19 protein-coding genes are annotated in these 24,024 nt (G+C 75.2%); 15 read left to right on the top strand and 4 right to left on the bottom strand.

Annotated elements, in window-relative coordinates:
* Window positions 1-44: 44 nt before the first annotated feature.
* Together OG823_RS32905 and OG823_RS32900 are read right to left on the bottom strand one after the other, a co-directional pair.
* Window positions 45-839: a spermidine synthase gene (locus OG823_RS32905; RefSeq protein WP_371484741.1), complete on the bottom strand. Its 795-nt coding sequence runs from the start codon at window positions 837-839 to the stop codon at window positions 45-47.
* Between the two features lie 65 nt (window positions 840-904).
* On the bottom strand, window positions 905-1,033 hold the full coding sequence (locus OG823_RS32900; RefSeq protein ID WP_371483957.1) for a hypothetical protein: 129 nt from the start codon (window positions 1,031-1,033) through the stop codon (window positions 905-907).
* A gap of 123 nt (window positions 1,034-1,156) precedes the next feature.
* Here OG823_RS32900 and OG823_RS32895 point away from each other — a divergent pair, with 123 nt between their 5' ends.
* A complete protein-coding gene (locus OG823_RS32895) occupies window positions 1,157-2,116 on the top strand; it encodes an alpha/beta hydrolase (protein ID WP_371483955.1) in 960 nt (319 codons plus the stop codon).
* Between the two features lie 99 nt (window positions 2,117-2,215).
* Here the strand turns inward: OG823_RS32895 and OG823_RS32890 are convergent, their stop codons facing one another.
* Complete coding sequence (locus OG823_RS32890; protein WP_371483953.1) at window positions 2,216-3,277, bottom strand: mechanosensitive ion channel family protein; 1,062 nt, start codon at window positions 3,275-3,277, stop codon at window positions 2,216-2,218.
* A gap of 351 nt (window positions 3,278-3,628) precedes the next feature.
* Between OG823_RS32890 and OG823_RS32885 the strand changes: the two genes are divergently transcribed.
* From OG823_RS32885 to OG823_RS32855, 7 genes are all read left to right on the top strand, one after another.
* Entirely contained in the window at window positions 3,629-4,633 is a 1,005-nt protein-coding gene (locus OG823_RS32885) for a YdcF family protein (protein ID WP_371483951.1), read from the top strand.
* Window positions 4,634-4,852: 219 nt separating this feature from the next.
* Window positions 4,853-5,695, top strand: a complete 843-nt coding sequence (locus OG823_RS32880; RefSeq protein ID WP_371483949.1) for a DUF1206 domain-containing protein — start codon at window positions 4,853-4,855, stop codon at window positions 5,693-5,695.
* 155 nt (window positions 5,696-5,850) lie between these two features.
* Complete coding sequence (locus OG823_RS32875; RefSeq protein ID WP_371483947.1) at window positions 5,851-6,165, top strand: hypothetical protein; 315 nt, start codon at window positions 5,851-5,853, stop codon at window positions 6,163-6,165.
* A 108-nt stretch (window positions 6,166-6,273) separates the two neighbouring features.
* Window positions 6,274-6,648 (top strand): hypothetical protein, encoded by a 375-nt coding sequence (locus OG823_RS32870; protein ID WP_371483945.1) that lies wholly within the window; start codon window positions 6,274-6,276, stop codon window positions 6,646-6,648.
* Window positions 6,649-6,705: 57 nt separating this feature from the next.
* Entirely contained in the window at window positions 6,706-7,050 is a 345-nt protein-coding gene (locus OG823_RS32865) for a hypothetical protein (RefSeq protein ID WP_371483943.1), read from the top strand.
* Between the two features lie 290 nt (window positions 7,051-7,340).
* Window positions 7,341-8,426, top strand: coding sequence for a polysaccharide deacetylase family protein (locus tag OG823_RS32860; RefSeq protein ID WP_371483941.1), 1,086 nt, complete (start codon window positions 7,341-7,343; stop codon window positions 8,424-8,426).
* Window positions 8,427-8,710: 284 nt separating this feature from the next.
* On the top strand, window positions 8,711-9,175 hold the full coding sequence (locus tag OG823_RS32855) for a hypothetical protein (protein WP_371483939.1): 465 nt from the start codon (window positions 8,711-8,713) through the stop codon (window positions 9,173-9,175).
* An 856-nt stretch (window positions 9,176-10,031) separates the two neighbouring features.
* Here the strand turns inward: OG823_RS32855 and OG823_RS32850 are convergent.
* Window positions 10,032-11,207, bottom strand: coding sequence for an alpha/beta fold hydrolase (locus OG823_RS32850; RefSeq protein ID WP_371483937.1), 1,176 nt, complete (start codon window positions 11,205-11,207; stop codon window positions 10,032-10,034).
* 410 nt (window positions 11,208-11,617) lie between these two features.
* Between OG823_RS32850 and OG823_RS32845 the strand changes: the two genes are divergently transcribed.
* From OG823_RS32845 to OG823_RS32815, 7 genes are read left to right on the top strand one after another with little or no spacing between them, the layout of a single operon-like run.
* Window positions 11,618-12,877 carry a BTAD domain-containing putative transcriptional regulator gene (locus tag OG823_RS32845; protein WP_371483936.1) on the top strand — a complete coding sequence of 420 codons (1,260 nt, stop codon included), beginning with the start codon at window positions 11,618-11,620 and terminating at the stop codon, window positions 12,875-12,877.
* 5 nt (window positions 12,878-12,882) lie between these two features.
* The gene (locus OG823_RS32840) at window positions 12,883-15,156 is read left to right on the top strand and encodes a TOMM precursor leader peptide-binding protein (protein ID WP_371483934.1); all 2,274 of its coding nucleotides are present in this window, start codon (window positions 12,883-12,885) and stop codon (window positions 15,154-15,156) included.
* A 1-nt stretch (window position 15,157) separates the two neighbouring features.
* On the top strand, window positions 15,158-17,107 hold the full coding sequence (locus OG823_RS32835; RefSeq protein WP_371484740.1) for a TOMM precursor leader peptide-binding protein: 1,950 nt from the start codon (window positions 15,158-15,160) through the stop codon (window positions 17,105-17,107).
* 48 nt (window positions 17,108-17,155) lie between these two features.
* Window positions 17,156-18,826 (top strand): SagB family peptide dehydrogenase, encoded by a 1,671-nt coding sequence (locus tag OG823_RS32830; RefSeq protein WP_371483932.1) that lies wholly within the window; start codon window positions 17,156-17,158, stop codon window positions 18,824-18,826.
* 34 nt (window positions 18,827-18,860) lie between these two features.
* A complete protein-coding gene (locus OG823_RS32825) occupies window positions 18,861-21,698 on the top strand; it encodes a lantibiotic dehydratase (RefSeq protein ID WP_371483930.1) in 2,838 nt (945 codons plus the stop codon).
* The gene (locus tag OG823_RS32820) at window positions 21,691-22,761 is read left to right on the top strand and encodes a lantibiotic dehydratase C-terminal domain-containing protein (protein WP_371483929.1); all 1,071 of its coding nucleotides are present in this window, start codon (window positions 21,691-21,693) and stop codon (window positions 22,759-22,761) included. Before OG823_RS32825 ends, OG823_RS32820 begins: the two co-directional genes overlap by 8 nt.
* A complete protein-coding gene (locus OG823_RS32815; RefSeq protein WP_371483928.1) occupies window positions 22,758-23,993 on the top strand; it encodes a peptidase M50 in 1,236 nt (411 codons plus the stop codon). The genes OG823_RS32820 and OG823_RS32815 overlap by 4 nt, the downstream gene beginning before the upstream one ends.
* Window positions 23,994-24,024: the final 31 nt, after the last annotated feature.

Genomic DNA, 24,024 nt, shown 5'->3' with positions numbered 1-24,024 from the left:
CGACCTCAAACGTCGGACGTCGGACCTCGGACGTCCGAGGTCCGTCAGCCGACGCTGAACGCCCCGGCCGGCGGGGGCGGCGAGGGCTGGGCACCGGCGTCCGTCACCGGTTCGGCGCGCCGGACCAGCTTCGTCAGCTCCTCGCCCTCGCAGAGCCGCGCCGGAAAGGGATCCCCGGCCAGCCGTCGGCTGAGCTCCCGCACGGGCAGCGGCCGGTCCGAGCCGATCAGCAGGATGTTCCCGTACCGGCGGCCGCGCAGCACCGAGGGCTCGGCCACCAGGCAGGTCTGCGGGAACACCGCACGCAGGGTCGCGGCCTGGGCCCGGGCGAAGGCCAGCGGCGGCCCGTCGGCGAGGTTGGCGGCGTAGCAGCCGCCGGGGCGCAGTGCCGCGGCCGCGTGCCGCAGGAACTCGACCGAGGTCAGGTGGGCGGGCGTGCGCGAACCGTGGAAGACGTCCGCGACCACCAGGTCCGCGGCGGCGGCCGGTGCGGCGGCCAGCGCCTCGCGGGCGTCCGCGACCGTGGCGGTGATGTCGACGCCCGGGGCCCGCCAGGGCAGTCGCTCCTCCACCAGCGCCAGCAGCGGACCGTCGATCTCGGCCACCCGCTGACGCGACCCGGGCCGGGTGGCGGCCAGGTAGCGGGGCACGGTGAGGGCGCCGCCCCCGAGGTGAAGCGCCTCCAGCGACTGCCCGGCCGGGGCGAGCGCGTCGATCAGGTGCCCGAGCCGACGGGTGTACTCGAACTCCAGGTGGGTGGGGTCGGTGAGGTCGACGTAGGACTGCAGGGTGCCGTCGAGGGTGAGCAGCCAGCCGCCGTCCTGGTCGAGGTCCGGCATCAGCCTGGCGAGGCCGAGCTCGACCTCGCGCTGGACCGGTACCGGCCCGTCGAGGTCCTCCCCGCTCACGCCGTCACCCGTACGTTCCCCGCGAGCGGCCCGACCGGCCGCACGTTCCCCGCGAGCGGCCCGACCGGCCCGGTGGACGGGCGGGGGATCACCCGGCGGGGCGCTGCGGGGGCGTAGGTCGGCATGACGGCAGCATAGGGCCCCGGGGGCGTCACACCCACATCCCGGCCTACCGACCGGTAAGGTCGGTGCGACCGAGGCGGTGGAGCCTGCGGCGGCAGGCCGGAGCGGAGATTGGTGTGCCAGACATGGAGTTCCGAGAAGACATCCTGGGTGCCCCGTACGAGGCGGCCGAGCTGCCCCTGACACCCGACGAGGAGGGGGCGGTCAGCGCGACCCTGGTCAGGCGCACGGTTCCCGGATCCCAACGCGCCGTGCTGTATCTGCACGGCTACACCGACTACTTCTTCCAGACCCATCTCGCCGATCACTTCACCCGGGCCGGCTTCTCCTTCTACGCGCTGGACCTGCGCAAGTACGGCCGGTCGCTGCGATCCCACCAGTCCCCGAACTTCGTCCGCGACCTCGCCGCCTACGACGAGGAGATCGACCAGGCCGTCCGGATCATCCGCGAGGAGGACGGCCACCGGCAGCTGCTGCTGAACGGCCACTCCACCGGCGGCCTGGTGGCCGCGCTGTGGGCGTCACGGCGGGCGGGACACGGCCTGGTGGACGGGCTCTTCCTCAACAGCCCCTTCCTCTCGATGCCGGCCGGCGCCGCCGTACGCGTTCTGGGCGCACCCGCCCTCGACGCACTCGGACGCCTCGCCGCCCTGCGCAAGCTTCCGGCGCCGCTGAACCCGCACTACGTGCACAGCCTGCACCGCGACCACCGGGGAAGCTGGGACTTCGACCTCACCCTCAAGCCCGCCGAGGGGTTCCCGCTGTACGCCGGGTGGCTGGCCGCGGTCCAGCGGGGCCAGCGCCAGGTGCGCCGCGGTCTGCGGGTGGACTGCCCGGTCCTGCTGATGGCCTCCACCGCCTCCACCGTCACCAGCGCGTGGGATCCGGCTCTGCTGCGCACGGACGCCATTCTGCGCGCCGACGACATCGCCGCGCTCGCCCCCCGCCTCGGGCGCCACGTCACCACCGTCCGGATCGAGGGCGGCATGCACGATCTCGTCCTGTCCGGGGACACCGCCCGTACCCAGGTCTTCGCGGAACTCGACCGCTGGCTCGGCGCGTACGTCACGGTGCCGGTCGGCTAGCTCCCTGCCCGGGCCCGGGGCGGCGGGGTTCACCGCCCCGGTGCCGGGCGGGGTTCACCGCCCCGGGCGGCGGGTCGGGTTCACCGCCCCGGGCCCGGGTCACGAGGCCATCGACTCCGGGGTCTCACCGCCCGGGGCCCGGGTGACGGCGAGTCGGGGCAGCGCCTGGGGGTGTTCCTCGCGCAGGTAGGCGATCAGCCGCTCACGGACGAGGCAGCGCAGCTCGAAGGCGTCCCCGGCATCGCGCGCGGTCATCAGGGCACGCACCACCATCGTGGTGGGCGTGGTGTCCACGACCTGGAGCGCCTTGCCCTCGCCGTCCCAGAGTTCCGTCTTGGCGAGCAGCGTGTCGAACTCCCGGCGCAGTTCCTCCACCGGTGTGCTGTGGTCGACGTGCAGCGTGGCGGTGCCGGTGATCCTGGTGTCGTTGCGCGACCAGTTCTCGAACGGCCGGCCGGCGAAGTAGGAGACCGGCATCACGATCCGCCGTTGGTCCCAGGTCGCGACCACCACGTAGGTGAGGGTGATCTCCTCCACCGTCCCCCACTCGCCGGCGACCACCACCGTGTCCCCTATCCGGACCATGTCGCCGAAGGCCATCTGCACGCCGGCGAACAGGTTGCCCAGGGTGCTCTGGGCGGCCACGCCCGCCACCACGCCGACCAGACCGGCCGACGCCAGCAGGCTGGTACCGAGCGATCGGACCGCCGGAAACGTCATCAGCATCGCGCCCAGCGCGATCACCGCGATCGCCGCCTGGCAGATCCTGCGCAGCATCCCGGCCTGGGTGCGCGCCCGGCGCGCCCGGCCGAGATCCTGTCGGCGCGCCGACAGCAGCAGGCTGGTGTCGATCACCAGCGCCACCAGCCGGGCCGCCAGCCACGCACCGCCGAAGATCGTGCAGAGCAGCAGCAGGTGCCGCACTCCCCCGCGCATGCGCAGCGGAAGGGCCGCCCACGGCTCGCCGAGCAGCAGCAGCGTGGCGCCGATGGCCAGCTGCAGCGGCCGGCGGCAGGTCCGCAGCAGCGCCAGAACGGGACTGCCGGGACGTCTGCCGGACAACCGGCGCGCCACGGACTCCGCCGCCCGGTTGAGGACGAACGCGGCGCCGGCCGCCCCTGCGGTGATGGCGAGCATGCGGACGATGCTGCCGAGACCCACGATGACGTGCTCCTTCCCTCGGGTGCCCGGGCGCGCTCCCGGCGCCGGGGTTCCCGGTCGGGCGCGGGCGGCCCGCTCCGGGCCGTCCGGAGCGGGCCGGCGTCCGGCGTCCACTCGAACGGCGCCGGGAGCGCCCGCCCGCGCCCGGACCTGACACACGGCCGGTCCGACCTGTTCCGGCCTCCGACCGCGTCTGCCCCCGGGCCGGGCCGTCAGTCATCGTCGCCCCGAAGCGGCCGGCCGGCGCCGGTGGCCGGACACCCGAAGCGGCCGTCCCGCCCCGGGGCACCGGACGCCCGGGCGACCTCGCGCGGCCGGGGGCGAGACGATCACCCACGTAGGATCGGGCGCATGCCCGCCTTCGTCCTGGCCGCCGCGTTCTTCGTCCTCTTCGGCCTCGGGGTACGGCGTGAACGCCGCCGGTTCAGCAACGCCGTCCTGCTCGGGCTGGCGGTGGCGTTCCTGGCCATCGGCCTGCTGGGGGAACTCGACCGGCTGCCGGACGCCTTCCTCCACGTCGTGACGACGGTGGCGCCCGTCGCCACCGCGATCGGCATCGGGGTGTTCGCCGCCCTGCTGGTCGCCAACGGCGTGACGATGATCCGTCAGGAGGGCCGGAAACCGGCGAACCTGCTCTCGCTCGCCGCGGGCCTGGCGATCTTCGTACTCGTCGCCCTCCTGCTCGCGGCCGTCCACTTCGACTCACGCGCCCTGCGCGCCGTCGCCGGCACCACCCTGCTGGTGGCCGGCTACGTGTCCTTCCTCCTCCTGTGCTTCCTCGGCTACGCCTTCGTCTACGGCCGTCTGCGGGTGCGCCGGGACGTCGACTTCGTCGTGGTGCTCGGGGCGGGGCTGGTCGACGGCCACCGGGTGCCCCCGCTTCTCGCGAGCCGGCTCGACCGCGCCCTCGGCCTCCACCGCGCCCAGGCCGCCCGGGGCCGGCCGCCGGTGCTGCTCACCTCCGGCGGCAAGGGCTCGGACGAGAGGGTTCCGGAGTCGCAGGCGATGGCCGAGTACCTGCTGGAGCGCGGCGTGCCGCCGGAACACGTCCGGCAGGAGGACCGGTCGCGGAACACCGACGAGAACCTGCTGTTCTGCCGGGAGCTGATGGAGCGCGACACGCCCGGCTACCGGTGTGTCGTGGTGACCAACAACTTCCACGTCTTCCGGGCCGCCGTGACGGCCCGTCGGGCCGGTGTGCCCGGACAGGTGCTGGGCGCTCCCACCGCGGCCTACTACTGGCCGAGCGCGACGCTGCGCGAGTTCGCCGCGATCCTGGTCTCCTACAAGGCGACCAACCTCACCATCGGCGCGCTTCTGGTCGTGTTCGGTCTGACGGCCGGCTGGACGGCCTGATCCCGGCCCCGCCGGGCGCGGGCGGCACGGACGGCCTTCCCCGGACGGCCTTCCCCGGACGGCCGACCGCCGACGACGCCTGATCGCTGACGACGATCGCCCCCCGTGATGCCCGACCGCCGGCGATGCCTGACGGCCGGTGATGCGTGACCGCCGGTCGCTCGGGCAGACGGCGTGCCGAGGACGTGAACCGAGCGTCCACAGCGCCCGGGAGGACAGTTGAGCTCGTCACACGCACAGCACGCGACAGCAGGCCGGATCGGCCGGGACAAGGCCGGTGGCCCGTCCCCGGCGCCGCGCGGCGCCCTGCGGGCGATGGGACGCGCGGGCTTCACCGCCCGCGGCGTCGTGTACGTCCTCGTCGGGGCCCTGGCGATCCGGATCGCCTTCGGCACGGAGAGCGCACCGGCCGACCGGCAGGGCGCCCTGCAGCAGGTGGCCGCCCAGCCCTTCGGCCGGGCCATGCTCTGGGCGCTGGCCGCCGGCTTCGCCGCCATGACCCTCTGGCGGGCCTCGCTCGCGGTGTTCGGTGAGAACGGTGAACGCAAGACGGGCAGCCGCCTCCTGAGTGCGGCGCGCGCGGTCTTCTACGCCTCGGTCTGCTGGGGCACCGCCGCCTTCGCGGCCGGCAGCGGGTCCGGTTCACAGGCCGATCCGCAGGACTGGACGGCCTCCGCGCTCGGTCTGCCCGGTGGCCGCGTGCTGGTCGCCGTCGTCGGCGTGGCGATCAGCGGCGTGGGGGTCGGCATCGCGGTCCGCGCTCTCCAGCGGCGCTTCCTTCGCAAACTGGAGACCGCCGGGATGAGCAGCAGGATGGTCCAGGTCGTCACCGCGCTCGGCCTGGGCGGCAACCTCGCCCGCGGCGTGCTGCTGACCGGCGCCGGGGCGTTCCTGGTGACGGCGGCGATACGGTTCGACCCCCACCAGGCCAAGGGCATGGACGCCACCCTGCGCAGCTTCGCGCGGACCCCGGCCGGGCCCTGGCTCCTGGTGCTGGTGGCCGTCGGCCTGGTGCTCTTCGGGTGCTTCTCCTTCGCCTCCGCGCGCTGGCGCAAGCTCTAGAGCCGAGCCGAGCCGCGCCGGGCCGTGTCGAATCGGCTCGGCTCGGCGACCGGCTCACGGCGGCGCGGCCGGCGGACCGGTGGCACGGCCCCGGCTGCAGGCCCAAGCGGGTGACCGGGAGGTTTGCCGGTACCGGCGGCGGTTACACGGCAGGTATGAGCAGATTCGTGCTGACCATCCCGGGAACGTTCAAGCGTCCGCTGCAGTCCGACGCAAGGACGCGCCTGCTGACCGCCCTGCAGGGCGCCGACCCCGAGGAGGTGGGCTCCGTGCCCGAGGAGCTCGACGTCCTCACGGTCGACGAGGACGCCTCGACCTTCGTCCTGCGCCTGGAGGTGGAGGGCGACGACCGCACGGCGGCCCAGGACGCGGCGGTCTCGGCCGCCCGGTCGGCGCTGGACGCGGCCGGCTACGACGAGGAGGACGCACCCGTCGGGATGCCGACCGTGACCGCCATCGATGTGGGCTAGCGACGTCCGACGGCCCCGGGTGAGCCCGGGGCCGTCGGTGTTTGGGCCCATCGGCGGAATCCGGTTCGCCGGGCGTGACCGGGCGGGCGCCTCGCGGTTGGGCAACAGGTGACGACCCCTGCGCATCCCGGCCGGCTGCCGGCGGCCCGCGTCGACCGGGCGCTGGTGCATCCCCTGCTGACCGCACTCTCGGCAGCGGGTGTACCGGTCCGGCCGGGCGACCTCGACCAGCTCCAGCAGGCCGCCGCCCTCGGCCCGGACTTCGTGCACGCCCTCGCCCGCTGGATCCACACCGCGCACCTGGCGGCCGGGCAGCCGACGGAGAACCCCCTGGGCGCGCTCCCGGAGGCCGGTACGGCCGCCACGGCGATCACGGCCGTCGACACGCCCCTCGGCGGTCGGCCCCGCCGGTATGGTCCGGCGCCGATCACTCCGGCCGCCGCCCCGCCGGACCCTGCGGGGCGGGGCCGCCGGGCATCCTGAGAGCAGCAGGGCGCAGTCAGCGCGTAACCGACAGGGGCAGCCCACGGTTCACCGGGCATGACCCTGATCAATGAACCCCGCCGACCGCTGGAGAACGACCGGATGACCAGTACCAACGGCCGGGCGGGCTCCTCCGGCCCCACGGCCCCGGCCCGCCACCCGGACCGCCACCCGGACCGCCACCCGGACCGCCACCCGGACCGGGCGGCCAGCTCGGGACAGCGAGCCGCGACCCAACTGCTCGGACTTCGCGAGGTCACGCTGCCGGCCGCCGTGCTGGCGGCAGCCGACGCTTTCCTGGACGACGCCGTCGCCAGTGACGACCCCGTCACCCGGGAGGCGGCGGCTGCCACCCGTGCCCGCCTGCGCGCCGCGCTGGGCCACGAGCGGGACCAGCACTGACCCGGGCCGCACGGTGGCCGGCGCTCCCGCGCCCGGCCGGCCGGAGCCGGCGGGCCCGGGCGGCCGGGCGCGGGAGCGCCGGTGGATGGGCAGGGCGGCCGGTGCCCGGCCACGGCCACGGGGTGTGCACGGAGTGCACCCTCGGCCCCCCACCGGGGCCGCCGCGAGGGGGCCGTGACGATTCTCTCAAGAGGCGGCGAACGCTTCGGATATCTCCCGGGTCCGACCATGGTCGTAGGAGCGGCCGACTCGCTCCGAGCGGCTGCCGCCCAGCCAAGGAGGCCGCTGCCATGCCCGTCCACGGCACCACCCGCCCGGTGTTCCGCCGCCCTGTGGTCCGGCGCGCCGTCGCGGGCTCCGCGGCCGTCCTCTCGCTGGCCCTGGCCTGCGCGTGCGGCCCTTCGCGGGGAGCGGTCTCGCAGGAGCGGGCGGCCGTCGGCGGTGACAGCGTGCGATCAGCGCCGAGCAGCAGCCCGAGCCCGGCCGCGAGCCCGGACGGCGCCGCCGGGACGACGCCAGGTACGGCGAACGGTCCGGCGGGCGCCTCGAACGGCCCGAGCACCGCAGCCGGCGCCGCGAGCAGCGGCGTCGGCGCGGGCACCGGCTCCGCCGACGTCCCGGCCGGCGGCTCCGTCGCGCCGTCGGGTCCAGGGCCCACCGCGCCGGCCGCGGTGGCGAGCACACCGGCCGGCCCCGGAACGCCGGCCCTCCCCGCCGGGGCGGCGCCGACGACCGCGGCCGTGTCCGGAGCCGCGACGTCCGCTCCGGACGCCGCCGGCTCCTCGATCGTCCGCGGGACCGTCGACGGTGGCCGGAGCGTGGCGCTCACCTTCGACGACGGCCCCGGTCCCGCGACCGGGCAGATCCTCGACCTGCTCGCGCAGTACCACGCGAAGGCGACCTTCTGCGAGATCGGCCCGCAGGCCACCGCCCACCCGGCCCTGGTGAAGCGGATCGTCGCGGCCGGTCACCGGCTCTGCGACCACACGGTGGACCACCCGCAGCCGATGCGGACGCTGCCCCACGATCGTCAGACCTTCGAGATAGACACCGCCAAGGACATGATCGTCAAGGCCGGCGGACCGGGCACCCGGGTCGACTGGTTCCGCGCCCCCGGCGGCGACTTCAGCCCCGACAACCGCGCCATCGCCCGCCAGGACGGCATGCGCCCGCTCGGCTGGACGGTGGACACCAGGGACTGGTCCCGCCCGGGCGCCGCCGCCATCGTCGCCACGGCGCAGCAGGAGCTGCGGCCCGGCGGCGTCATCCTGATGCACGACGGCGGCGGCGACCGGTCCCAGAGTGTGGCCGCCCTGGGCCAACTGCTCCCGTGGCTGGTCCAGCAGGGCTACACCTTCGACTTCCCGACGGGCTGACCCGCCCGGGCCGGGAGCACACCTCCGCCGTACGCGACCGCACCCGGCGCACCCCTGCGGGCGGTCGCCGGACCCGGACACCCGTACGCGTCGCCGGTGCAGGCACCGGCACCGGCACCGGCAGCACACTCACTCCGACCTGCGCAGGGGCCCCGCCAAACCTGGCGAGGCGCATTTTCCGACCAACGATACGTACACGGCCGTCAGTCCACGATCCGTCATCTGTCGGCTCCTGGCGGGAGGACCGGCCCGGCCGGCCGACGGGCGACCTAGGCTCCGGAGTCATGCCCACTACAACTCTGCGGCGCTTCGGCCTGTCCGCGCTCCTGTCCCTCGTCCTCGGCCTGGTGTTCCTCGCCCCGCCGGCCCACGCGGACTCCCCGGCGCTCTCCGTCAGCGCGAGTTCCTCGACCGTCACGCCGGGCGGCACCGTCTCGCTCAGCCTGACCTTCACCAACGTGCACGACACGCCCGTGCAGTTCATCTACCAGTCCGTGCAGCCGACCTGGCAGACCACTCAGGTCCCGGGGCTGAGCTTCGCGCTCAGCAGCAACACCGTCGGCTACACCGCGCCCGTCGCGCCCGGGGCCAGTACCACGGTGACGCTCAGCTACCAGGTAGCCGCCGACTCGGCCTGTGGCGTCCGGATCGACCTCTACACGTACCTGTACTACGAATATGAGAGCGGGACGCTGACCGAGTCCACCATCCAGGACCTCCCCGGCGCCGACGTGCTCTGCGCCGCCTGACACAACGTCCATCGGCCTCGGCGGGACCCACGGTGACATCCCGTGGGCCCCGCCGTGCCGCTCCCCGGCCCGGCCGCTCCCCATCGTTCCCGGGCCGGCTCCTTCCCCGGCGGCGTCGTTCCCGGGCCGGCGCCTTCCCCGGCGGCGCCCGGACGGCGGTCCCTCGCACGGTCCCCCGCAGGGCTCCCGCGCGTGGCGCCTGCGCGGGTTTGAGGTTGAGCATCGACAGGTGGACGGGGGGCCTCTCCGGCGTGAGGTGGACGCCATCCCCCACGGCCGCGTCGGACGCCGGCCCGGGCCGACCTTCCTCCTGCCGGCCGACCGGCTTTCTGTTGAATCGCCGCGCAACGCTCCGGCGACCCTCGCCAGGACCGCCGAAACGGCCCGCCGGACACCGCGGCCCGTCTCCTGGGAATTCACGGTGGCGTCACGAGGAATGAGAACTCGCCCGGTGCCGGGATTGGCCCGGGCCATGGTGATTCCCGGTGATTCCTGCTGATTCCCGGAGTGCGGCTTCGAGGAGTTCCGCAGCCTTCGCCATGTGTACGCACGGTGTCGGCCGACAGAAGAGCGGGCCATACCGGACCGCGCCGATACCGCCCCTCGGACAGGAGAGGCGGCGGAGGTTCCACGGCTTGCCCGAAGACCTTCGGCGGCACGGCACCCGGGGAACCCCGGACCGCCAGGCCCTATGACCCAGGAAACCCACCGGGTACCGAGAGGAAGACCAACTGACTCTCTGTCACCTGAACCAAGAAGGCCGGGGACCTTCATTCGTTGGAGTGCTCGGCCCACCTGGCCGAGTGAATCTGCTTTATTTGTTCGTCTGCAATCCGACGGCCATCCGACGAGTTCGCTAGGATGCAGCACCGCGATGGTTCTCGACCGCTCTCCGCTCGGCCTCGGCCACCACCGCAAGCACCGCCTCGGCCACCGCGCCCGGCGCCTCGTGCGGGAAGTTGTGGCTGGTCCCGGCCGGCGTGAGGATCCTGCGGGAGGCGGTCGAGGCGGCCAGGAACCGCTCCCGGGTGCCCCGGTAGAAGCGGCGCATCCGCTCCGCCGTCACCCGGTCGTCGGCCGTGTCCAGCACCATCTCGCCCCCGGTGAGGTCACCGGGTGTGACCAGGATCAGAGGCAGGTCGCCCAGGTCACCGTCGTAGACGACGGTCCGCCAGCCGGCGGCCGCCATCCCGGCCGGGGTCAGCTCCTGGAAGATCGAGGCGGCCGCACACCCGAACCGCGCCCGGCACATGCCGGCGCGCAGCTCGCCGTCCTGCCCCGCCGGGGCGCCCGGGTCGCCCTGGTCGCCCCCCGGTGCGCGGTACAGCCCGAACACCCGCCGCAGCGCGTCGCGCAGGTCCCGGTGGAAGGACCGGTCCAGCGCCGGGTTCGGCGGGCCGTAGACGATCACATCGGGAGGCGTCGGGTCCAGCAGGACCAGCGCGGCGACCAGGTCGGGCCGGCGCCTGGCCACGTTGGCCATCAGCAGCCCGCCGAGCGAGTGCCCGACCAGGACGAACGGCCCCGGCTCCGCCGCCCCGGCCAGGGCGGCGACCAGCTCCTCGGCCTCCAGCGCCGTCGTACGGGGGAACGGCCCGATGTCGCTCCAGCCGCTGCCGGCCCGGTCCACCAGGATCGAGCGGGTCTCGCCGCGTACCGCCTCGTGCAGGTGCCGGAACTCCACGCCGGGCGCGTGACCGCCCGGCATCCAGACCACGGCGGGACGTCGCGCCGGCGCGTCGCGGCCGCCCTCGGCCAGCACGTGCAGCCGGTACCCGCCGACGTCCACCAGGCGGCCCGGCGGCGGATGTGCCGCGGTCAGCCGGGCCACCACCCGCTGGTGGCGCACGGATCCGGCGCCCAACAGCAGCCCCGCGGCGATCAGCACGACGCCGACCGGCACCGCCCACGCCGGTCCCGCCGCGGCGCACCAGCAGCCCGCCGCGAGGAGCGGCAGGGCGGCGGCCAGTCCCGCCCGGTCGCGGCTGAGCAGCGCCAGCAGCGCGCCGGCGGTTCTCGTGTCCGGCCGCATCCCGACCCTCCGTCCCGGTACTGGACACCCGATCGCCCTCCCATCCTGCGCAGGTACGGCCCGGGTCGCACGCCGGCCGGCGGCAGGCCCGGCGAGGGCCCGGGCGGGGGCGCGGAACGGGGCGCTTCTCCGGCTCCGAGGGAGCTCCCCGGCGCACTCCGGCGCAGTCGACGCGCACGCTCGGGAGCACGGGCGACGGCCCCGGCCGGGGCACCCGATCCTTAGCTCAACGTTCGCTCAAATGCCTAGACAGATTGTTGACTTGAGCAACCGTCAGCCCGTACGTTCTGCCACCGGGAACGTTGACGCCGATCATTCAAACCGGTGCCGCCGTACCCGCCCGCCGCCCCGGCCCGGACACCTGGCCGAGGCGGTTCTCTGCAGCGCACACGCAACGTGGGGGAGGGAACGTGGGCGAGAGCGAGATCATCGCGGAGCGGGCTCCGGCCCGGTTCACCGTGCTCGGGCTGCTGGCCATCGCCGACAGTCACGAGGTCGCGGTGCTCCAGCCGTCAAAACCGGCCGCCCTGCTGGCCGCCCTGCTGGTCCGGCCGAACACCGTGGTCTCCGTCGAGTCGCTGCAGCGGGTCATCTGGGGCGAGGAGACGCCGGCGACGGCGAAGGCGGCCCTGCAGACCTGCGTGCTGCGACTGCGCAGGCTCTTCGGCAAGTACGGCATCGCCGGCAACACCATCGAGGCGGTCCCCGGCGGCTACCGGATGGCCGCCGATCCGCAGACCCTCGACCTGCTGCGGTTCCGTTCGCTGGTCGGGCGGGCGGGTGCGGCGGGCGACCTGGGCACCGAACTGGCGCTGCTCCGTTCCGCACTGGCGCTGTGGCAGCTCCCGCTGCTGACCAACGTCCACTCGGACGCGCTGCACCGGGACGACGTCCCCGGCCTGACCGAGGAGTGGCTGCGCAGCACCGAACGCGTCTTCGACATCGAACTCGCCCTCGGGCGATGTCGTGAGGCCCTGGCCGACCTGCGGCCGGTCGCCCACGCGCATCCGCTGCACGAGCGGTTCTCCGAGCAGCTCGTGGAGGCCCTGCACCGCTCCGGGCGGCGCGGGGAGGCACTCGCCGAGTGCCGCCGCGTCAAGGACCACCTGCTGGCGGAGCTCGGGGTCGACCCGGGCCCGGCCCTGCAGCGGCTGGAGCTCGTCATCCTGCGCGGCGAGCCGTGGCCGGGCGCCCCGGGGCCCACGGCGCGCCGCGCCGCCGTGGTCCCCTCCGGCCGCCCGCTCTCCCCCGGGCCGCTCCGCGCGGCGACGCTCGCCGAGCTCCCGGGGCGGTCGGCGGATCCCGTCACCGACGACACCCCGCAGGGCCAGGGCGCCCACCGCGACCCCGGGGGGCCGGCCACCGGAGAGCTGGTGCTGGCCACGCTGGTGCAGGCGGGGCTGCTGGAGGAGGCCCCGCACGGCCGGTACCGGGTGCACGACCTGCTCCGCACCTTCACCCGCGCCGCCGCCGGCAGCCGGTCGCCCGCTCCCCCGGGCCGGGCCGCCGATCCCCAGCCGGACCCTCGCGCCGACCACGGCCAGGAGCACCGCGCCGACCACCGCCCCGACCGCCGCGCGGAACGCCCGGCGGAACGCCGCCGGGGCTGCCCGGAACTGCTCGAATCCCCGCGGCAACCAGCCGCTCCCCTGCGTCCGACCGAGGTGTGAGGTACATGGCCGCGTACGACGAGATAGCCGACACCCGTCCACGGATCCGCCGGGACGTGCTGTTCAGCCGGACCCCGACCGGTGTGCTGTTCCACAACGCCCACGGCGGGTTCAACCTCACCACCAAGGAGGCGTACCGCTTCGCCTCACTGATCGTCCCCCACCTCAACGGCCGCCACAGCGTGGCCGAGATCTGCGAGGGGCTGGGCGACACCCAGCGCCGGATGGTCGTCGAGCTCGTCCGGGCGCTGTACGGCCGCGGATTCGCCCGGGCCGCCGAGCCGGAGCCGAGCGGGGTGGTGGCACCGGAGGTCGCCGCCCGGTTCGCCGCGCAGATCGGTTACGTCGACCACTACACGGGCGACGCGGAGCGCCGGTTCCAGGCGTTCCGGGACACCCGGGTGGCCGTGCTCGGCGACGACCTGCTCGCCCGCTGGTGCGTGCTCGCCCTGGTGCGCAACGGCTGCGCCTCGGTCGGGGTCAGCGCGGGTGTGGACCGGCCCGGCAACGGCTTCGACGAGGTCGAACAGGAGGTGAAGGCGCTCGGCGAGGCCGGCTGCCCGGTGACCGTCACCCGGCTGGAGGACCGCGGTCCGGCCGGCGCCGACTGGGCCGACCTCGACGGGTACGACCTGGTGCTGGTCACCGGCGGCTCGGCCGGCTCCCGCCGGACCGTGCGGCTGCTGGAGGCCGGCCTACCCGACGGCAAGCGGCTGATCCCGGCCTGGACGCTGGGCGAACGCGCCGTGATCGGCCCGCTGATGTCGGCCGGGACGACCGGGTGCTGGGTCTGCGCGGCGCTGCGGCTGGGCGCCGTCGCCGAGGCCGGCGCGGCCGCCGAGCTGTGGAGTTCGCTGGCCCCGCTCGCCCCGACCGGGCCGGCCGCACCCCGGATCGGCCGCCCGCTGGCCGCGATGCTCGGCAATCTGCTCGGCTACGAGGTCTTCCGGCTCACCACCGGGGCCCTCGCCCCCGAGACCGACGGCCGGATCATCGTCCAGGACCTCGACTCGCTGGACGTCGTCGCCGAACCCCTGCTCCCGCACCCGCGCTGTCCGCGCTGCGGCGACGCGGAGGCCGTGCTGAGCGCCGGCCTGCTCCCCGACCTGATCGCCGACCTCACGGTGCCCGGGGAGGGCGGGCAGCCCGCGGACGGCGCGGCCGAGGAGGCCGCCGCCCAGGCGGCGCTGGCCGAACTCGACACCCGGGACGTGCTGGTCCGCCCGAACGCCGGTGTGTTCAGCTCCTACGCCGACGACACCTGGAACCAGACGCCGCTCAAGGTCGGCACGGTGGGCCTGGCGCTGGGCCCCGGAGCGCGACGGGAGATCTCGGCCTTCGACGTGCACCACGTCGCGGGGGCCCGCCTGCGGGCGCTGTACCGGGCCGCCGAGGTCTACGCCGAGCACGTCGTCCCGCTCACCGGGCTGGTCGGCCCCGCCGAGGCGCGCTCGCCGCAGGAGCGGCGGCCGCTGGTCGCCCCCGCCTCGCTGGCCACCGGCGCCGGTACGGGAGCCGGCGTCGCCGACGTCGCCGCCTGGGGCCGGGCCGCCTCACTCCTGGACGGCACCGAAGTCCTGGTACCGGCAGGCGCGTTGCGCACCTTCGGCGCCGACAACCACGGCCGGATGTTCGAGGCCACCTCGGCCGGTACCGGTGCGGGTGACTCCCCGGGCGCGGCCGCGGCCAGGGCGCTGCTCTCCGCCCTGGCCCACGATGCGCTGCGGCAGGCGCTGCGCGGCGCCCCCGCCGCCCGGGTCGCTCTCGCCGGTCTCGCCGGTCTCGCCGGTCTCCCGGACGACGCCGAACTCGTCTTCCTCGCCCGCTCGGCGGCCAATCTCGGTCTGGACCTCGAACTCCTCGAACTCGGGGCCGGCTCGCACGGTCTGGCGCCGGTGGTGCTCGCCCGCGCCACCGATCCCCGGACCGGCCTGCCCGTCTGGGCGGTCGGCAGCGGGCTGCGGCTGCGGCACGCCGTGCTGGAGGCCGTCCGTGACCTGCTCGGCCCGGTGCAGCTCGGCCGGGACGCCGCCGACGGCCGGCCGGCCGACCCGGGCGACCCGCTGATCCGGGGTCTGGAGCCGAGCGCCCTGCCGGTCGGCGACGGTGCGCCGCTGGACCCGGCGCCCGGCGCGCACTGGCCCGGGCTGCTGGCAGGGCTCCGCGCGCTGGGACGGGACGCACTGCTCGCTCCCGGCGGTGCGTCCGACCTTCGGGCGGGCCGGATCGAGGTGGCCCGAGTGCTGCTCACCGTCCCGGCGGCGACCCGTGCGAACTGAGCTGCCGCCCCGCCCGGCGCCGTCCGTCCTCACCGGGTTCACGGGGCCCTGGGCCGAGCACTGCGAAGCCCTGACCGCCGGCCTGGCCCAGGCCCTGGAACACCACCCGCCGGGACCGGTGCTGCGGGTCTCCGTCCTCGGGGCCCGGGACGAACTCGCCGTCACCGGGGCCGAGGAGGACCACCGCGCCGTGCCGGTCCACCTCTACGGACACCATGCGGTGGTCGGTCCGGCGCGGCAGGGCGAATCACCCTGCCCGCGCTGCCTGGCCCGGCGCTGGCAGGCCGTCCGCTCGGGCCCGCTGCGGGAGGCACTGGAGCTCGGCGGCGCCACCGCCGCCGCCGGGGCGCCGCCGTGGGCCGTGCCGTTCGTCACCGACGCCCTGGCCGCGCTCGCCGCCGCCCGGCAGGAGCGCGCGGGCCTGCCGGACGGAGCGGCCGACGGCGCCGGGCGGTTCCCGCGGGTCGACCTGCTCGATCTGGAGACGTTGCACGTCAGCAGCTTCCCGTTGGTGCCCGACGCCGAGTGCCCGGTGTGCGACCGGCGTCCCGAGGACACCGCCGAGGGCGCCCGTCTCGAACTGGCGAGCAGGCCGAAGTCGGCGCCGGACGTCTTCCGGCTGCGCGGGGTGGACGCGTACGAGCTCCCGCTGCAGGCCTTCGTCAACCCGATCGCGGGGATGCTCGGCCCCTCGGTGGTCCCGGACCTGGTCTCGGCCTCCACCTCCTCCACGGTCGGCTGCTTCACCATGCGCTCGGGGGACTACCTGCGGGAGTGCTTCTGGGGCGGGCACACCGGCAGCTACCGGGCCAGCACCCGGGTCGGGCTGCTGGAGGGGCTGGAGCGCTTCGCCGGGATGCGGGCCCGGGGCCGGCGCACCACGGTGGTCGCCAGCCTCGACGAACTCGGCGACCTGGCCGTCGATCCGCGGGTCTGCGGCCTCTACTCCGAGGAGTTCCACCGGGCCGAGCCCGGCGTCAGGCCGTTCGCCCCCGACCGTCCGGTGCCCTGGGTCTGGGGCTACTCGCTGCGCGACCGCCGCCCCGTCCTGGTACCGGAGATCCTCAGCTACTACCACGCGCCGGGCGGGCTGGAGAACCGGTTCGTCCAGGAGAGCTCCAACGGCTGCGCCTCCGGCGGCTGCCTGGAGGAGGCGGTCTACTTCGGGCTGATGGAGGCCGTCGAGCGCGATGCCTTCCTACTGGCCTGGTACGGCAGGCTGGAGCTCCCCGAACTCGACGCCTCCCGCGCCGAGCGGCCCGAGATCCGCGCGCTGGTCGACCGCCTGGCGATGTACGGCTACCGCGCCCGGTTCTTCGACACCCGCGTCTCCTTCCCCGTCCCGGTGGTGACCGCCGTGGCGGAGCGGGTCGACGGCGGCCTGGGCCGGCTCTGCTTCGGCGCGGGGGCGAGCCTCGATCCCGAGGCCGCGCTCTGGGCCGGGCTCTGCGAGATCGCCACCGACGCGGTCAACCTGCGCCGGCGCACGGCCCGCGACGAGCGGCGGCTGCGGGCGATGGCCGAGGACTTCGACCGGGTGCGGGTGCTGCACGACCACCCGCTGCTGTACGGCCTGCCCGAGATGGCCCCGTACGCGGACTTCCTGCTGGCACCGCGCCGCACCGGGCCCGTCGGGCTCGACACGCTGCGCGGCGCGGGCGCGATCCGGCCGGGCACCGACCTCCGGGAGGACCTGCTCGCCTGCGTCGGGGCGGTCACCGCCGCCGGTTTCGACGTGGTGGTGGTCGACCAGACCATGCCGGAGCAGCGCGACCTCGGTTTCCACACCGCCGGTGTGCTGGTGCCGGGCCTGCTGCCGATCGACTTCGGCCACCGCCGCCAGCGCGCGCTGACCATGCCCCGGCTGCGCACCGCGGCCCGACTGGCCGGCCTGCGCGACCGTGATCTCCGGGACGACGACCTCAATCCCGCACCGCACCCGTTTCCCTGACGTTTCCTCAGCTTCTTCCGGCTGCCGACCCGAGAGGACCGACCGACCATGAGCTACGCCCACGCGTACGCGGACGCGGTGATGCGGCGGGGCCGCGTGCCCATGGAGCCGGCGGACTTCGTCCCCGACTGGGCCGACCGGCCGCGCAAGGGCAAGTTCCACCCGGGGGCGGAGCACTTCCCGCTGCCCGACAGCGCCGCCCTCGCGACCGCCACCGTACAGAAGGGGCTGTTCGGCGAGGTGGGCGACGGAGCGTTCACGCTGCCGCTGCTGGGCGGGATGCTGCAGGACTCCTACGGCCTGACCGGCCGCCGGCTCGCCGTCCAGGCCAACTCCGACCTCGGCACGCTGCCCCTGTACCCGCATGCCAACTGGTCGCGCGGCACCGCCTCGGGCGGCGGGCTCTACCCGATCGGCGTGCACTGGGTGGCCGGCCCGAGCGGGCCGCTGACCCCCGGTGTCTACCACTACTCGACGCCGCACCACTCGATGCAGCGGCTGCTGGCCGGCGACGTGTCGGGCGAGGTCCGCGCCGCGCTGGGCGATCCGACGGACGGCTCGGACACCGACCAGTTCCTGGTGCTCGGCGTGAAGTTCTGGCAGAACGCCTTCAAGTACAACAGCTTCTCCTACCACGTCGTCACGATGGACATCGGCGCGCTGCTGCAGACCTGGCGCATCTGGGCGCGCGCCAGGGGCCTGCACGTCGGCGCCGCGTTCTGGTTCGACGAGGACCGGCTCGGCCGCCTGCTGGGCCTCTCGGCGCGGGAGGAGGGCGTCTTCGCGGTGGTCCCGCTGCGCTGGGGCGCCCCGGCGGCCTCCGGCTCCCCCGACCGGCGCACGGCCTCCGGCGCTCCGTCGCCGCACCCTGGAGCCCCGGGGCCGCCGGACGCCGCCGGGGCTCGGTCGCGGCCCTCCGCCGCCGGGGCGCGGGTCCGGCTCGGGGACCAGGAGCGCTCCCGGCGGGTGATCGGCTTCGACACGGTGGAGCGGATCCACGCGGCGACCCTGGAGGGCGCGACCGCCAGGCCGGCCGGCGCCGTGCTGGCCGGAGCGCTGACGGCGGCGGCGCCGCCCGCGGTCGGCGAGCCCCGCCCGCTGCCTGCGCCGCGGCCGCTCGCGCTGGGCGTGCGGGAGGCGCTGCGGAGCCGGCGCAGCAGTTTCGGCCGCTTCACGGCCACCAGGCCGATGGCCGCCGAGGAGTTGTCCGCCGCCCTGGCCGCGGCCGCGGCGGGTGCGGATCTGGCCGCCGACCTGCGCAGTCCCGACGGGTCGTCGCCGGCCAGGCTCTACGCGTTCGTCAACCACGTGGTCGGAGTGCCGGCCGGCGCGTACTCCTACCACGCCGCGGCGGGAGCGCTGCGGCTGCTCAAGGGCGGGCCGCAGGGCGAGTTCCTGCAGCGCAACTACTTCCTCTCCAACTACAACCTGGAACAGGCGGGCGCCGTGATCACGGTGGCGGCGCCCACCCGGGCCGTGCTGGACGCCGTCGGCGACCGTGGTCTGCGGCTCGTCAACGCCACGGTCGGCTCGATCTCGCAGGCGCTCTACACGGCCGCCGCCGCACTCGACCTCGCCTGCGGCGTGGCGCTCGGCTTCGACTGCGTCTCCTACGCGGAGGAGCTGGGGCTCGACGGGCCGGGCGAGACACCACTGCTGATCATGATGATCGGCCACGAGCGGCCCCAGCCGGCCGACTTCAGCCACCCGATCGCCTGAGCCGGCGGAGCCGGGGGTGAGCGAGGAGACACGGATGACCGACCGGACCGACCACCGCGCGGAGGGCGTGCTCAGCCCCCGCTTCATGCTGAGGGCCGCCGGGCTGCCGATCGAGAGCGTGCAGGCGCTGCGCGCTCCCGACACCCGCCGCTGGGCGGACGACCTGCTGGCCGAGGAGGAGCGGCTGACGGCTCTCGGAGCCCGGCTGAGCGAGCCGCTGGGCGCGCTGGTGGGCGCGGCCCCCGACACGCGGCGGCGGGAGCTGCTCGCGCTGCGCCGACTGGTCTTCAACAACCGGCTGCCCGGGGACACCGCCGCCGCGCTGGATCTCGCGGCAGAGCTGGGCGGCTCCACCGGGGAGCTGCTCACCCACTGGCTGGAGGCCCGACGGCGCCTCGCCGGTCTCCAGGTGGCCGGCGACGCGATCTTCACCCGGGAACTCGCCGGCAGCAGGGCCGAGTTGCGCCGTCTGGCCGGTCTGGACCCGTTACGGCTCGGCCTGCTGCTCGCCTCGCCCACCCTGGAGAGCAAGCTCGACCGCTTCATCGCCGCTCCCTCGGCCGCCCCGGACAAGCGCGGCCGCAAGATGGAGCGGTCGCTGCTGGCGTACCTGTACCGCACCGCGTGCAAGACCAGTCCGTTCAGCACCCTGACCACGATCGCCCCCGGCACCTTCCGGCCCTCGGCCGACCCCGGGGAGGAGCTGGCGCTCGACGGCGGGACGAGCGGCCACCCGCGGCTGAACGTGGTCGTCCTCAGCCGGCTCGCCGAGCTGATCGGCGCCGACCCGGCGCGGCGCCGCGACCTCCCGGTCGCGCTCGCCTCCGGCTGGGTCCTGGACGAGGAGCGGGTCCGCTTCGTGCGGCGCTCGGTGACCGCCGGAGACGACAGTGCCTCGGTGAGCTTCGACGCCGCCCAGGACCGGTTGTTCTTCCTGCGCCTCAGCGGTGTCCTGGAGCGAGTCCTGGACATCCTGCGGACCCGCCCGCCGATCCGGCACGGCGAGCTCGCGGCCGAGCTGCGGACGGCGACCGGCGCCTCGGCGGCGGAGGCCGACCACTACCTGACCGCACTGCTCGCCCTCGGCATCCTGCAGCTCCCGGGCCTGGCGACCGATGTGCACAGCCGCGATCCGCTGCGCGCCTTCCAGGACGCGTTGCGCCGACTGGAGCGCCCCTGGGCCGGGCGGATCGCCGACCGGCTCGACGGCCCCGCCGGCCGGATCGCCCGCTACCCGGCGGCCGGGCCGGCTGGACGGCGGGCCCTGCTGGCCGGTCTGCGCGCGGACCTGCTCGCCGTGCACGCCGAACTGGGCGCCGAGGCGCCCCTGTTGCCGCAGACGCTGCTCTACGAGGACGTCGCCGGACCGCCCGCCGAGGCGGACGCGGCCGAATGGGCCCGGGTCGCGGCCGATCCGCTGGCCTCGCTGACCCGGATCCTGCCCGTCTTCGACGTGGCACTGGCCCAGCGCCTGACCCTGAAGGGCTTCTTCCTGGTCCGCCACGGCCGGGGCGGCCGCTGCGAGGATCTGCTGAAGCTGGTGCACGACTTCCACGAGGACATCTTCAACCAGTACCTCCAGTTCACCTCGCAGAAGCCGGCCGCCGGAGCGGACAACGCCCACCCCGTGGAGGAGAACTGGCTGGGCATGCCGGAGATCACCGCGCTGGACCGGGCCCGGGCCGAGCTCGCCCGCCGGATGAACACGCTCTGGCAGGGGCGGTCGGGCGCGGCCGTCGAGCTCGAACTCGACGAGGCCGCGGTGGCCGCCGTCGCCGCCGAACTGGCGCCGCTCGGGCGGGGATTCGAGCCGTACAGCCACTTCCTGCAACTGGCCAGACGGGCCGGCGATCCGCTGGTGGTGCTGAACAACTCCTACGGCGGCCTCTGTTTCCCCTTCACCCGCTTCACGCACTGCTTCGAGCCCGACCAGGACGCCGCCGGAGTGGACGCCACCGAAGTGGACCGGGGCGAGGACGCCGCCGGAGTGGACGCCACCGCGCCGGACCGGGGCGAGGGCGCCACCGCCCCGGACCTGCCGGCCGAACTGCGTGCGGCCCTGCGCGAACTCTGCCCGCCCGGCGCGGTGTTCGCCGAGGTCACGGCCGGAGCCGCCACCACCAACCTCAACCTCCACAGCCGGCTGACCGACCACGAGATCGTCTGCCCCGGCGAGACCAGCACCGCCGCGGACGCGGCCCGGATCCAGCTGGACGACCTCTACGTGGAGCACGACATCGCGCAGGACCGCCTGCTGCTGCGCTCACGCCGGCTGGGCCGGGAGGTGGTGCCGCTCTACCTCGGCTACCTCGTGCCGATGGTGCTTCCCGAGATCCCCCGCACGCTGCTGCTGTTCTCCCCCACCTCCCGGGTGACGCCGGAGGTCTGGCGCGGGGTGCCGGCCGCTCCGGCGAGCGGGGGTGTCAGCCACCGGCCCCGGCTGCGCCACGGCAGCCTCGTCCTGCACCGGCGCGCCTGGACGGTCGAGCCCGGGGCCACGCCCGTGCCGCGGCCGGGCGCGGACGACGCCGAGCGCTACCTCCAGTGGCAACGCTGGCGGCGCCGGCACGACCTGCCCGACCGGGTGTTCGCGCGGATCCGTCCGCTGCCGCGGGCCGACGAGGTGGGCGGCTGGTTCGGGGCCTCCAAGCCCCAGTACGTGGACTTCGACAGCCCGCTGTCGCTGATGGCCCTGGACGGACTGCTCGCGGGCCGGGCGGCCGTGGTGGTCCTGGAGGAGATGCTGCCGGGCGAGGACGCCCTGCACGTCCGCTCCCCGGAGGGCCGGCACGTCGCCGAACTCGCCGTGGAGAGCGTCCCCCGAGCGGCCGCCGCCGCTCCCGAGCAGCAGGGAGAACCGCGCCGTGACTGACCCCGCCCCCCAGCCGCACCCCGCCCCGGGCGACTGGCTGGCCTTCCACGTCTTCTACGCGGCCAGCCCCCGGCCGCTGCTGCTGACCTGCGTGCGTCCACTGGTCGACTCCCTCACCCGGGAGGGCCTGCTGGCCGGCCACTTCTTCATCAACTACTGGCTGGAGGGCCCGCACCTACGACTGCGCCTGCGCCCCTCCCACGCCGGGGCGAGCGCGACGGTGCGCGAGCGCGCCGAGCAGGCGATCGGCCGCTTCCTGCGGGAACGCCCGGCGCTCTACGAGGTCAAGGGCGGCTTCCTCGCCGAGCTCTACAACACGCTCTTCGAGCTGGAGTACCACGGGGAGGAGCGCGAGGAGCAGCGTGCGCGCCTGCTCGACGCCGAGGGGCGGATGCGGCTGCGCCCGAACAACTCCTTCAGCGCGGAGCCGTACGAGCCCGAGTACGGCAAGTACGGCGGCCCGGCCGGGGTGGCGCTGGCGGAGTGGCACTTCCAGCGCTCCAGCGATCTGGTGATCGAGGCCGCGCGCACGATGAACGTGCATCTGCGGACCGTCGTGCTGGGGCTGTCCGCCCAGCTGATGATGACGATGTCCGGCTGCTTCCTGCGCGAGGAGGACGCGCTGCTGGACTTCCTCGACCGTTACCACGACTTCTGGAACGGTGCCTTCCAGGGCACCAACTACACCGCGCGGGACGGCTACGACCGCGCGTACGGCACCATGGACGCCAGCCTGCCGCAGCGCTTCCGGGTGATCCGGGAGGCGCTCGCCGACGGCGCGCCGGAGCGGCTGCCCAGCGTCCTGCGGGGCTGGGCCGAGCACGGTCTCGAACTGCGTGAGCGGGTGCTCGATCTGACCCGGCGCGGCGACCTGGTGTTCCGCTCCTGGGACGGCACCCGCGACCTGCCGGTCGACGACCCCGCGCAGTCGCTGCCGATGCTGCTCTCGCCCTATCTGCACATGACCAACAACCGGCTGTCGGTGACCGTCCGGGACGAGGCGTACCTCTCCTACGTGCTCGCCCGGGCGCTGCGCGGACCGCGACCGGTGGCGGCCCCGTGAGCGGGCACGACCTGCCGGCGCTGAGACCGCGGGTCAGGCCCGGGGTGCGGACCAGCCGCGCCCTGGTGCGCGGCACCGCCACCCTGCACCTCCTGCTCGACCCGGCGAGCGGCAGGCGCCTGGAGATCGGTGCGAAGGAGCGGTTCATCATCGAGCGGCTCGACGGCAGCCGCTCGCTGGAGGAGATCGGCGAACAGTACGCGCGGCGGTTCCGGGTCCGGCTCGGCCCCGAGCAGTGGCAGCAGATGCTCCAACTGCTGTACCGCCGGGGCCTGCTGGCCGACAGTGGGCCGGCCCCGGCGGCCGTGCCGGTGCCGGGGCCGCGCTCCACCCTGCTGAGCGGCAGCGTCCGGATGGTCGCGGACGCGCCGGCCCTGCTGGAGCGCCTGCACCGGGCGACCGGCTTCGCGCGCCGGCCCGGTGTCCTGGTGCCCCTGCTGGCCCTGGTCCTCGCGCTGCTCGGCGCGATCGCGGCGCGGCTGGGGGCGCTCGTCCACGACAGCGCCGAACTGATGGCCGAGCCGGTCGCGTTGGCCGCCGTGGGTGCGGTGCTCTGGGTCAGTCTCGCGCTGCACGAGGTGGCGCACGGCCTGGCGGGGCGGGCGTTCGGCGGGCGGACCACGGAGATCGGGCTGCGCTGGCGGCTGATGATGACCTACCTCTACTGCGAGGTCGAGGACGTCCGGTTCTTCGCCCGTCGGCGCCAGCAGATCGCCACGGCGGGCGCGGGTGTGCTGATGAACCTGGTCTTCCTGCTGCCGTTCTACCCCGCCTGGGCGCTGCTGCCCGAGCGGGCCCAGGCCAGGCCGTTCCTCGGCGGCCTGCTGCTGTTCGGCGCGGCCATGGCGCTCGCCAACCTGCTGCCGCTGCCGCCGCTGGACGGCTACAAGATCCTCGGGTACGCCCTGGGGACGGTCCAACTGGCCACCGACAGCCGGGCCTTCGCCGCCCTGGTGGTCCGGTCCGCCGTCCGGCGCGGGGCGGCGGGCGCGCTCGGGGCCTACCCCGTGCGGCTGCGGCTGGCGTACGGCGGCTACGCGCTCGGCTGCGCCGTGCTGGCGGGTACGGCGCTCGCCCTCACCGGACCGCTCTGCCGCCGGCTGCTGCCCGCGAGCGCCGCGGGGGCGGCCGGCTACGCCCCCGCACTGGTGGCCGGCGCCGCGCTGCTGCTGTGGGCGCTGGGCCTGCTCGCCCGGGCCGTCCGCCGCACGAATCGGGGCCGGGCCTCGTGACCGGCGCCCCGTACAGCCCCATGACCAGCAA

It is taken from the genome of Kitasatospora sp. NBC_00315 (assembly GCF_041435095.1).
In the GTDB taxonomy this organism is placed as follows: domain Bacteria; phylum Actinomycetota; class Actinomycetes; order Streptomycetales; family Streptomycetaceae; genus Kitasatospora.
This window is presented reverse-complemented; position numbering and strand designations above follow the sequence as displayed.

Bases quoted from the DNA above. Each gene is read 5' to 3' on its own strand.
- OG823_RS32905 (WP_371484741.1), bottom strand. From the start codon at position 839: ATGCCGGACCTCGACCAGGACGGCGGCTGGCTGCTCACCCTCGACGGC.
- OG823_RS32900 (WP_371483957.1), bottom strand. From the start codon at position 1,033: ATGCCGACCTACGCCCCCGCAGCGCCCCGCCGGGTGATCCCCCGCCCG.
- OG823_RS32895 (WP_371483955.1), top strand. From the start codon at position 1,157: ATGGAGTTCCGAGAAGACATCCTGGGTGCCCCGTACGAGGCGGCCGAG.
- OG823_RS32885 (WP_371483951.1), top strand. From the start codon at position 3,629: ATGCCCGCCTTCGTCCTGGCCGCCGCGTTCTTCGTCCTCTTCGGCCTC.
- OG823_RS32875 (WP_371483947.1), top strand. From the start codon at position 5,851: ATGAGCAGATTCGTGCTGACCATCCCGGGAACGTTCAAGCGTCCGCTG.
- OG823_RS32865 (WP_371483943.1), top strand. From the start codon at position 6,706: ATGACCCTGATCAATGAACCCCGCCGACCGCTGGAGAACGACCGGATG.
- OG823_RS32860 (WP_371483941.1), top strand. From the start codon at position 7,341: ATGCCCGTCCACGGCACCACCCGCCCGGTGTTCCGCCGCCCTGTGGTC.
- OG823_RS32855 (WP_371483939.1), top strand. From the start codon at position 8,711: ATGCCCACTACAACTCTGCGGCGCTTCGGCCTGTCCGCGCTCCTGTCC.
- OG823_RS32850 (WP_371483937.1), bottom strand. From the start codon at position 11,207: ATGCGGCCGGACACGAGAACCGCCGGCGCGCTGCTGGCGCTGCTCAGC.
- OG823_RS32840 (WP_371483934.1), top strand. From the start codon at position 12,883: ATGGCCGCGTACGACGAGATAGCCGACACCCGTCCACGGATCCGCCGG.
- OG823_RS32830 (WP_371483932.1), top strand. From the start codon at position 17,156: ATGAGCTACGCCCACGCGTACGCGGACGCGGTGATGCGGCGGGGCCGC.
- OG823_RS32825 (WP_371483930.1), top strand. From the start codon at position 18,861: ATGACCGACCGGACCGACCACCGCGCGGAGGGCGTGCTCAGCCCCCGC.